The sequence below is a fragment of the Rhizobacter sp. P1_G5 genome (assembly GCF_056405435.1).
Genome location: NZ_JBFUCB010000201.1, coordinates 1 through 9,478, shown reverse-complemented (window position 1 = coordinate 9,478; position 9,478 = coordinate 1). Strand labels below are relative to the sequence as shown.

9 protein-coding genes and 2 pseudogenes are annotated in these 9,478 nt (G+C 67.9%); 4 read left to right on the top strand and 7 right to left on the bottom strand.

The annotated features are described in order from the left end of the window. The 3 genes and pseudogenes from AC1D12_RS15535 to AC1D12_RS15525 form a co-directional block, all read right to left on the bottom strand. Positions 1-209, bottom strand: a pseudogene (locus AC1D12_RS15535) (aspartate carbamoyltransferase); the annotation flags it as partial. Between the two features lie 38 nt (positions 210-247). Then, positions 248-3,544: a hybrid sensor histidine kinase/response regulator gene (locus AC1D12_RS15530; protein WP_477841348.1), complete on the bottom strand. Its 3,297-nt coding sequence runs from the start codon at positions 3,542-3,544 to the stop codon at positions 248-250. Between the two features lie 42 nt (positions 3,545-3,586). Beyond that, positions 3,587-4,918, bottom strand: coding sequence for an ABC transporter substrate-binding protein (locus AC1D12_RS15525; RefSeq protein WP_477841346.1), 1,332 nt, complete (start codon positions 4,916-4,918; stop codon positions 3,587-3,589). A 95-nt stretch (positions 4,919-5,013) separates the two neighbouring features. On the opposite strand from AC1D12_RS15525, the gene AC1D12_RS15520 reads away from it, so the two are divergent. Together AC1D12_RS15520 and AC1D12_RS15515 are read left to right on the top strand one after the other, a co-directional pair. Then, a complete protein-coding gene (locus AC1D12_RS15520; protein WP_477841344.1) occupies positions 5,014-5,187 on the top strand; it encodes a hypothetical protein in 174 nt (57 codons plus the stop codon). Between the two features lie 76 nt (positions 5,188-5,263). Continuing rightward, entirely contained in the window at positions 5,264-6,472 is a 1,209-nt protein-coding gene (locus AC1D12_RS15515) for a lanthionine synthetase C family protein (protein ID WP_465111995.1), read from the top strand. A 78-nt stretch (positions 6,473-6,550) separates the two neighbouring features. On the opposite strand, the gene AC1D12_RS15510 is transcribed toward AC1D12_RS15515, so the two are convergent. Further along, positions 6,551-7,150 carry a DUF1579 domain-containing protein gene (locus AC1D12_RS15510; protein ID WP_477841342.1) on the bottom strand — a complete coding sequence of 200 codons (600 nt, stop codon included), beginning with the start codon at positions 7,148-7,150 and terminating at the stop codon, positions 6,551-6,553. A 59-nt stretch (positions 7,151-7,209) separates the two neighbouring features. Here AC1D12_RS15510 and AC1D12_RS15505 point away from each other — a divergent pair, with 59 nt between their 5' ends. Together AC1D12_RS15505 and AC1D12_RS15500 are read left to right on the top strand one after the other, a co-directional pair. Beyond that, positions 7,210-7,665, top strand: a complete 456-nt coding sequence (locus AC1D12_RS15505) for a winged helix-turn-helix transcriptional regulator (protein ID WP_477827558.1) — start codon at positions 7,210-7,212, stop codon at positions 7,663-7,665. A 41-nt stretch (positions 7,666-7,706) separates the two neighbouring features. Beyond that, entirely contained in the window at positions 7,707-8,354 is a 648-nt protein-coding gene (locus AC1D12_RS15500; RefSeq protein WP_465111998.1) for a glutathione S-transferase family protein, read from the top strand. A gap of 1 nt (position 8,355) precedes the next feature. Here AC1D12_RS15500 and AC1D12_RS15495 read toward each other — a convergent pair whose 3' ends face one another. From AC1D12_RS15495 to AC1D12_RS15485, 3 genes and pseudogenes are all read right to left on the bottom strand, one after another. Next, positions 8,356-8,562, bottom strand: coding sequence for a hypothetical protein (locus AC1D12_RS15495; RefSeq protein ID WP_477827664.1), 207 nt, complete (start codon positions 8,560-8,562; stop codon positions 8,356-8,358). 114 nt (positions 8,563-8,676) lie between these two features. Then, positions 8,677-8,931, bottom strand: coding sequence for a DUF8617 domain-containing protein (locus AC1D12_RS15490; protein WP_477827663.1), 255 nt, complete (start codon positions 8,929-8,931; stop codon positions 8,677-8,679). 8 nt (positions 8,932-8,939) lie between these two features. Beyond that, positions 8,940-9,478 (bottom strand): annotated as a pseudogene (locus AC1D12_RS15485) (hypothetical protein); the annotation flags it as partial.

Sequence of the window (9,478 nt, the reverse complement as noted above, 5' to 3'; positions counted from 1 at the left end):
CTTCTCTCACTGCCTTCGGTTCTTGAAAGAATCTCGCCCACGAAGCGCCTGACGATCTCCGGCATGGCACGAAATTCGGCGGATTCATCTGGCAGAAGCCAGGTGTCGAGAGCGCGCTTTCGGCTGCCGATGCGTTCGGCAAAGGCCTCGCGTGTCATGTTCAGGCGACGCATCGCGTCGCGCAAGAGAACCTGCTGGGCTTGAGTCATGGCCCGAGATTGTATGCGCAATGCGTATTTGTTCGGTGTCACGCCGGCGAGTGCGACGCGGGTGTCGATGCGCGCGATTCGGCCACGGCAGGGTGCACCCAGCRGGCCAGCGTCGCGAACATCTCCTCCAGCCGGATCGGCTTCGTGATCTGGTCGTTCATTCCCGCCGCGAGCACCTTGTCGCGGTGTCCGACCATCGCGTTGGCGGTCATCGCGATGACCGGCAGATCGCGCCACTGTGCCTGCTGGCGCAGCGCGCGCGTCGTGGCATAGCCATCCATCACCGGCATCTGGCAGTCCATCAGCACGGCGTCGAAACGCTCCCGGCGCAGCATCTCGAGCGCCGCCTGGCCATCGCCGGCGACGCTGACGACGATGCCGGCGCGGCTCAGCACCGCCAACGCGATCTCCTGGTTGATGGCGTTGTCTTCGACCAGCAGGACGCGTGCACCGCGCAGGCCGGGCCACTGATCGGCAAGCGCTTCTTCAGGCCGTGCGCTGCGCGTGGCGTGCCGCAGCGCCCGGTCGGGCGGGGCGGCCGGCTCCTCATGGAGCCAGGTCAGGTCCAGCGTGGCGGCGATCGCGTCCAGAAGGGCCTTCAGATCGACGGGCTTGTTGATGAAGGCATTCGCGCCCACCTCGCGGCAGCGCGCCTGCGTTTGTGCACTCGCGTTGGCCGACGCGGCAATGACAGGCAGCCTGGCGCCTTCCGGCAAGAGCCGCAGCCGCCGTATCGCCTCGAAGCCGTCCATCACCGGCATCACGAGGTCCATCACGATCAGGTCGGGCCGGAACCTGGCCACCGCGGCGAGCGCCTCTTCGCCATTGCCGGCGTCGGCCATTTCGAAGCCCAGCGCGCCCAGGGCATCGAGCAGCATCGCGCGCCCCTGCGGCACGTCGTCGACCACCAGGATCCTGCGGCGTGCCCCTTCGTAGCCGATCGCCGCGCCACGCGCAGGCTGCGCCTGAACCTGGGTCTGCAGCGCCGGCACCTCGATCTCGAACGCGAAGACGCTGCCCTCGCCCGGCCGGCTGCTCACCTGGATGTCGCCGCCCATCAGGCGGATCAGCTGTCGGCTGATGGCCAGGCCCAGGCCGGTGCCACCCTCGCGTCGCTCGACGTCGGCCACCTGCTCGAAGGGCCGGAACAAGCGCGCCAGTTGCGCCTCGCTCATGCCGATGCCTTCGTCTTCCACGTCGAAGCGCAGGCGCGCCATCGCATCGGCCTCGGCGCCGGTCCCCGGTGACGGCAAGCGCGTCGCGCGCAGCGTCACCTGCCCGGTGTCGGTGAACTTGACCGCATTCGACAGCAGGTTGAGCAGCACCTGGCGCAGTCGCCGCTCGTCGACGCGTATCGTGGCCGGCAGATCCGGCGTCGCTTCGTAGACGAACAGCAGGCTCTTCTCCTCCGCCTTGACGCGGATGATGTCGCCCACCACCTGCAGGAACACCGGCAGGTTGACCTCGGTGGGATACAGGTCGAGCTTGGCCGCGTCGATGCGCGACAGATCGAGGATGTCGTTGATGAGCGTGAGCAGGTGCTGCCCGCTCTCGTCGATGATCTTCAGCCCCCGGGCCTGCCGCTCGGTCAGGGTCGTGTCGCGTTGCAGGATCTGCGCGAAGCCCAGGATGCCGTTCAGCGGCGTGCGCAGTTCATGGCTCATCTGCGCCAGGAACTCGCTCTTGGCGAGGCTTGCCAGCTCCGCCGCCGCGCGCGCATCGCGCTCGATCAGGGCTTGTTTGCTCGCGGTCTGATCGAGCACGAAGCCCACGGCCTGCTCCGACCCGGGCTCGGGCAATGCAACGCCGACCAGGACCGGTACCCGGCTGCCGTCCTTGCGAACGTATTCCTTCTCGTAGGGCCTGCAGGCACCCAGCGTGCGAACTTCCACCAGGGCCTGTTCGGTCGCGTCGCGGTATTCCGGCGGTGTCAGCGTCGCGCGATGGATGCGCCCCTCGCGCAGATCGTCGCGGTCGTAGCCGACGATGCGCAGGTAGGCATCGTTGGCCTCGATGACACGGCCCTCCAGGTCGAAGAAGACGATGCCGGCGAGGTTGGAATCGATCATGTGCTGCAGGCGCGCCTGGCCCGAACGCAGCGCCRCGTCGCTGCGTTCGAGATCGGCGACGCGCTGCTGCAGCGTGCCGACGAGCTCGCGCACCCGTGCGGCCATCTGCGCGAAGGCGCGCGTCAGCACGCCGACCTCGTCGGGCCGTGCCGCCGCGGGCAGGGGCGTGTCGAGATCGCCTTGGCGGATCGCATCCGCCGCCTGCGCCAGGGCGCCGATCGGCCGCACGATGCCGTGCGTCATCCGCAGTGCGATGGCGATCGCCAGCAGCAAGGCCACCGCGGCCACCATCACGATGACGTTGCGCGTGTGGCCGACCTCGGCGAGGATCGCATCGAGCGACTGCTCGTCGATCAGTGTCCACAGCACGCTGCTCTGCCCGGGCGGCCGGATGCGCGCGAACACCTGCAGGGTTTCCGGCCGATCGGCGGACGCGTACAGCGTGCCGGCCGACTGGGCCAGGATGACCGCCGCATCGTGCGGACGCTCGCTGCGCAGCGACACGCCGTCGCCGCGCAGGTGGGCGAAGCGGTGTGCAGGATCGGGGTGCAGCAGGTAGTGCCCCTGCCGGTCGACGACATAGGTGGCGGCCGCGGCGGCGGCGGATGCCTCGAGCGTGCCCAGCACCGGTGCCACCAGCGCGTCCAGCACGACCACGCCGTCGAGCAGTCCGCTGTCGCTCTGCAGCGCCGTCGCATAGCGCAGCACCGGCCTGACGGGATCGTGGGCGCCCGGCGCTAGCAGCGCGAGCTCCGAGATGTAGGTCGATTCCTGGCCGGGAATCGCTCGCAGCTGCAGCGCGCCCGCGAAATACAGCTCGGCCGAGCGATCCGCCAACTCGCTGGGCGGTACCACCGCCGGCACGCCGGCGCTGACACGCGCGCAACTCGCCTCGTGGCCGCTGCTGTCGAGCAGGCACAGGCGGCTGTAGCGCTCGCCCCAGCGCTTGAGCAAGGCGGCGAAGTAGCGCTCCACCTCCCGCGCGACGCTCGCGCGCCCGGCGCCCGGTGCCGCATTCAGGTAGCGGCGCAAGACGGACGCCTGGGCGATCACCTGCAGATCGGTGCCGATGTCGGTGAGCTGACGGTTGGCGGCCGCCGCGCGCACGCCGGCGCCGCGCAGGCCCTCGTCGCGGGCCATCTGGATGATCAGCTCGCTGCTGCGGCTGAGGCTGTAGACGGAGATGATCGCGGTGGGCAACAGGATCACGGCGACGAACGCAGCGATCAACTGGTGCCGCAGACCCAGGCCCGACCAACGCGGCATCACGCGGCCCCCCCCTGCGGCGTATTCATGCGTGCCAGGCCCTCACTTGGCCGAGGCCGTGAACAGCGCATCGGCCTGTTGCTGGGCGCGTGCGGCAGCCTGCTCAGGCGTCGACTCGCCGCGCAGCATGTCGTGGTACACGCCGCCCAGAATGTCGGCCAACGCCGACCACTGCGGCACCGCGGGGCGCATCCAGTCGTCGAGCTGGCCGGCGCTGCCCAGCCGTGCGACGGCCTGGAAGGCCGGGTAGCGCTGCGCAAGCGCGGGGTCGCGCATCACCGAGTAGCGGGGCATGCCACCGTTGCCTTGCTGCGCCAGCCAGCGCTCGATCTCGCTGCCCGTCAGCCAGGCGAGGAACGGCCACGCGATGTCACGCCGCGCGCCGATGTTGGCGGGAATGCCCAGGCTCCAGGTGCCGATCGACGTGACCGGCTTGGCGCCCGGCGCGTGCGGCGCGGCCTCGTAGCTGACCCGTCCGGCGACCTGCGAGCCGGGGTCTTCCTCGACCAGGTAGCTGCGCGCCGCCCATTCGTAGGCCATCACGCAGCCGCCCTTGGCGAAGCGCACCGGCCGCTGGTCCCAGGCCATGTTCAGCACGTCGGGCGGCGAAAACGGCAACAGGCTCTGCGCAAAGCGCGCTGCGGCGATGCCGCGCTCGGTGTTCAGGCTCGGYCGCCCACCGGCGTCGAGCAAGGGCTGGCCGAAGGCCGCGTAGAAATGCGCCATCTGCTGGCCGAGCGCCTGGCCGCGCTGGCCGTTCCAGCAAATCCCGAACTGGCCCTGCGCCGGTTGCGTGAAGCGCTTCGCCGCCGCCAGCAACTCGTCGGTGGTCTGCGGCGCGGCCAGGCCGGCCTTCTCGAACAGGTCGCGGCGGATCCACAGCAACTCGGGGTGCGGCTGGATCGGCAGGCCGAGCTGTCGGCCCCTGAACTGCCCCTGCCGGTAGCCGATCTCGAGGAAGTCGTCGGGGCGGATCGTCGCCGCCGACGCCTTGATCCAGTCGTTCAGAGGCAGCAACACGCCTGCCGCGCCGTACTCGCCGGCCCACACGCTGTCGAAGCTGACGATGTCGTAGGCCGAGCGTTGGTCGTGCGCATTGAGCAGCGTGAGCCGGCGCACGTCGTCGTAGCCGACCACTTCGATCTCGACGTTGCCCCCGGCGCGTCGACCCAACTCGCGCGCGCCGGCGCGCAGCGCGATGGAGAACGGGTCGCCGACGATCAGCATGCGCACCGTCTGGCCGTGCAGGAAGCCGGCCACCACCGGCGCGGCCGGCGGCAGGTCGGGCTGCGGTTTGTTCGACGTGAAGTACAGGGCAGCAGCCACCAGAGCGGCGGCGCCGATGGCGATCACGGAGACGATGCGCTTGGACATGGACTCGCTCCCGGCTCGTGACGGCGATGTGCTTGCGCGGCGTGCCTATGCCGTCGTGTGGCCCGACCCCTGCACTGATTCTGCGCCCAAATGACATGAGCAGCCCCATCCGAGTGACCGACTCAGTATTCGTCGCAGACGGCGGGTCAGCATGGTTCGAGCTCACTGATGCCAAGGGCAGGAAGATTGCGGTTGGCGTAGCAGGGCGTGCATTGCTTCCCGACCCGCTGAAGATCCTCGACTTGAACCGCTATCCTCCGCAAGCTTGATGTGAGGACCGTCATCGGCAGGGCCTCTCATGTCGGCAAACCGGCGCTTGCCGCACTCAAGGATCCGGGGTGAATCATGTTGTTTGACCCAGCGCGCCACGAGCCACTGCGGGTGATTCCCTGGGACGAAGACCTCGTCCGGGGCAGCATTCGCCGGATCGTGACAGAGACCGAGGCCCGGTTCACGCCGGAGAGCTGGTGGTCGCCCCACCCGCGTGATCTGGAGCCGGGCGAAGACGCCGCACAGCCCGCAACGCCGCTCTACTACGGCGCCTGCGGTGTGGTGTGGGCGCTGCACCATCTGCAAGATGCGGGCGCCGTTCGCTTGCAGCGCGACTATCGCGACTCTGCACGGCTGGCCGACCTGCTGGCGCGCAACACATCCTGGCTGGGTACCGAGGCGGCTGCGCATGCCGGCTCTTTCATGATGGGGGAGTTGCCCTTTCGCTTGCTCGAATACGCAGCGACGCCGCTGCCGGCCACCGCGGGCCGCTTGTCTGAGCTGATCGCCGCCCACATGGAACACCCAGCGCGCGAACTGATGTGGGGCTCGCCCGGCACACTGCTGGCTTCTCTCTTCTTGCATCAGCGGACCGGCGAAGCACGCTGGGCCGAACTTTTCCGCAGCACGGCGGCGGTGCTGTGGTCGCAGCTCCTTTGGTCCGACGAGTTTGCCTGCCACTACTGGATGCAGGACCTGTATGGCCGCCAGTCCACCTACATCGACGCAGTCCATGGTTTCGTGGCGACCGCTGTACCCCTGATACACGGCCGCCACTTGCTGGACGAGACCGATTGGGGTGCCTGGCAGTCCTGCATCGAAAACACCGTACTGCGCACTGCCACCTGGGAAGGCCAGCACGTCAACTGGCGCGCCGTACTGACGCCGCCGCCCACCAGACCCTTGCTGATGCAGTACTGCCACGGCGCACCTGGCTTCGTAGTCTGCGTGGCCGACCTGCCGAGCCCTGCGCTGGACGAAGTGCTCGCCGCAGCAGGTGAAGCGGTCTGGGCCGCCGGACCGCTGAGCAAGGGCTCCAACTTGTGCCACGGCACCGGCGGCAACGGTTACGCTTTTCTCAAGCTGTACCGGCGCACCGGTGATGCGATGTGGCTGCAGCGCGCGCAATCCTTTGCAATGCACGGCATAGCGCAGACTGAGGCCGATGCGAGGCTGTACGGCCAACTGCGCTATTCGCTGTGGACCGGCGACCTTGGCTTCGCCATCTACCTGTGGAACTGCCTGCACGGTCGCGCCGATTTCCCGACGCTGGACCTGTTTTGAAACGCATGACGGCCCATGCGCTCCCCACATCGGGTCTGCGGCGCCACAGCCGGCGCAGCGAACCGCTGCTCGCCCGACTCACGACCGCGTATCCACCGCGATCCAGTTGATTTCCCACGTCACACCGCCGTCGGCCGAGAACGCCTGCTCGAAGCGGCAGCTGTCGGCGCCGGCCGACTCGATGACGAAGCGCACGAGCACGGGCCGGCCGTTGAATTCCTCTGCGCTGTAGAACACGCCGCGCGGGGTGCCGCCGAACCCACCCGTCATCGGGGCAGCAAGCGTGCCGGAGGCGGCGTTGGAGAAGTTGAGCGTCCAGCGCCTGAGCGTCGTGTCGAAGAGCCGCAGCGACAGCCCCTGGATTCGCCCTGCAGGTCCGGAGACGTCGAGCTCGGCGAGGTTCGCGCGACCGCCCAGCACCGGGCTCACGACGGTCGTGCCGGCGTACTCCGCCCAGGCGTCGGATCCGCTCAGCGGCTGCAGGCGGCGCCGGAGCTGCGTGTGCCAGCGACCGTGCTCGAAGTCGAAATCATGCGGCGAGCCGACGGGTGTCGCGGGGATGGCCCGCACGGCGCCGGCTGGTGCAGTCGATGGCGGCGCAGGCACGGCGCAGGCGCCGAGGAGCGCCAGCAGGCCGGCGATGCCGTACGAGATCGAACGGGTGGGCAGCTGGATCATGGTTGCAAGGCATCCGACGGTGAGAGGTGACTACACTCGGGCGCACTCTAGCCAGCACCATGGACACCGCCAAGAAGGCACCTGCAGGTAACCGTCCGCGCGTGGCACGTGCCAACGCGATCCCGGGCTGCGCGCTGACGGCCGCGCTGGCCGCCATCGGCGGGCGCTGGAAGCTGTTCGTCGTGTACCGGCTGTCAGACGGCCCGCGGCACTTTGCCGCGCTGCGTCGCAGCCTGCCGGACGTGTCGGCCAAGGTGCTGGCGCAACAACTGCGCGAGATGCAGGCCGATGGTCTCGTGAGCCGGGAGCGCAGCGGGCCGGTGCCGGCCGTCGTGCACTACGCGCTCACGCCGCATGGGCGCTCGGTGCTGCCGGTGGCGGAGGCGATCCGCCAYTGGGGCATGGCACATCAGGCTGCGCATGCGGGCCTGGGCCCGGCGGATGGCGTGGTCGTCGATGCGCGTGCGGTGTGTGGTGATGTCGATTCGGGTCTGCCTCGAACGTCGAGTCTGTGATCGGACCTTCAAGGTCCCGTACTCGAGAGGAGAGATCGACCATGAACCCCACCATTTCGGCCTTTGAATCGTCGCCTGACCGCGGCCGCGGGCTCGCGCGCGACATGCGCGTTCGCTGGGCGCTGGAGGAGGCAGGGCAGCCCTACGAGGTCCGCCTGCTTTCCTTCGCGGCGATGAAGGCGCCGGCGCATCGCGCGCTGCATCCCTTCGGGCAGATCCCGACCTATCAGGAAGACGATCTGGTGCTGTTCGAGTCGGGCGGCATCGTGCTGCACATCGCGGAGCATCACGCCGGCCTGCTGCCCGCCGACGCGAATGCCCGGGCCCGTGCGATCACCTGGATGTTTGCCGCGGTCAACACGGTGGAGGTGCCGATCATCGAGTTCCAGAACGCCAAGCTGCTGGAGCGCGACAAGAGCTGGTACGACGAGCGCCTGCCTCTCGTCGTGGAGCGCGTGCGTGTCCGGTTGGGCGAGTTGTCCGATCGACTGGGCGATGCGGAGTGGCTCGATGGTGCGTTCAGCGCGGGCGACCTGATGATGGTCGCGGTGCTGCTCAGGTTGAGGCCGTCGGGGATGCTCGACGAGGACGCCCGGCTTGCCGCCTACGTGGCCCGTGGTGAGGCGCGGCCCGCCTATCAGCGGGCGTTCGCGGCGCAACTGGCGGTGTTCACCGGCAGGTCAGGTTGATTCAGTCGCCATCCCGGTCACGGGCGGGCTGGTGCCATTCCAGCAGGGCTCCGACCCCGCAGCACACGGCGACAACAAGAGCCTGGGCGGCAAGGAGATCTTCGGCTGGAAACAACCAGTGCAACCCGACGGCGATGCCGACGCCGAGGATGCAGCCCGCTGCAGCGCCGGGTGAAGCCAGGAGGGAGAAGAGGTCAAGCATGTTCATGATCGCCTCCTGCCGGGATTTCTTGGGCGGTTGCCTGTCTGACCTCGAATCCTCCGCGTTCCTGAAGAGTCCGAAACAGACAGCAAGGGCACCTCGGTGTCACGCCTTCATCGTTCATGAGCGAGAAATCGGTTCATACAGCTTGATGTCGTAGTGATCGTCAATGATGGCGATGCAGCCGCACTTGCCGCATTTCGCCACGATCTCCGACTGCTTCACGATCTCATCCAGAAACGGATCCAGATCAGTCGACGCGCCCCCTGATGCGGCATCGACAAGCTCCTCAGCGACCAGCAGGTGCACGCCGTTCCCCTCGAAGAGATTCGTGCGGACGATCTCACCGCAACGACACATGAACTTGCTTGCCATGGGATCTTCTACGGCCGAACGCCTTTCAGTTGCACGAGTATGGATTCGTCGCACTCGACGATGCACAGGCTCCCGTCAAATTGCTCGTGAACTTCGCCCGCGACGAGCCTGAGCTCATTCCCGGACAGCAGGAGCCGTACTTCAGCCGTGGCATTCGGACCGTCATGACGGAGTTCAGTGATCTCGATCTCGCCCGCCGGCCACTCCGGAAACTGTCGATCCCGAAAGAGGAATGGAGCATCTTCGTGGGGCTCCGGCGCCTGAATGGCGTCGAGCTCCATCAGGTAGAGCCCGTGAAAACCGGTCCCGTCCTCGAGATGGGACAACAGCCTGAAGACTTGCCCGTTCGCCAACTGCAAGTCGAGATTGATCAGCTGGAGAAACGGAATGCCCGGATCTTCCCAGCGCACATCTTCGGCGACCTCGCCTGCAACCAGCGCCATCTCCGTGCCTTGCCAGCGGGTGACGACACGGCCAGCGAGCGCCGAAATCGGCAGCCACGTTGGTTCTCTCTTCATGGCCTCATTGCCCCTGCGGCGGCTCCCAC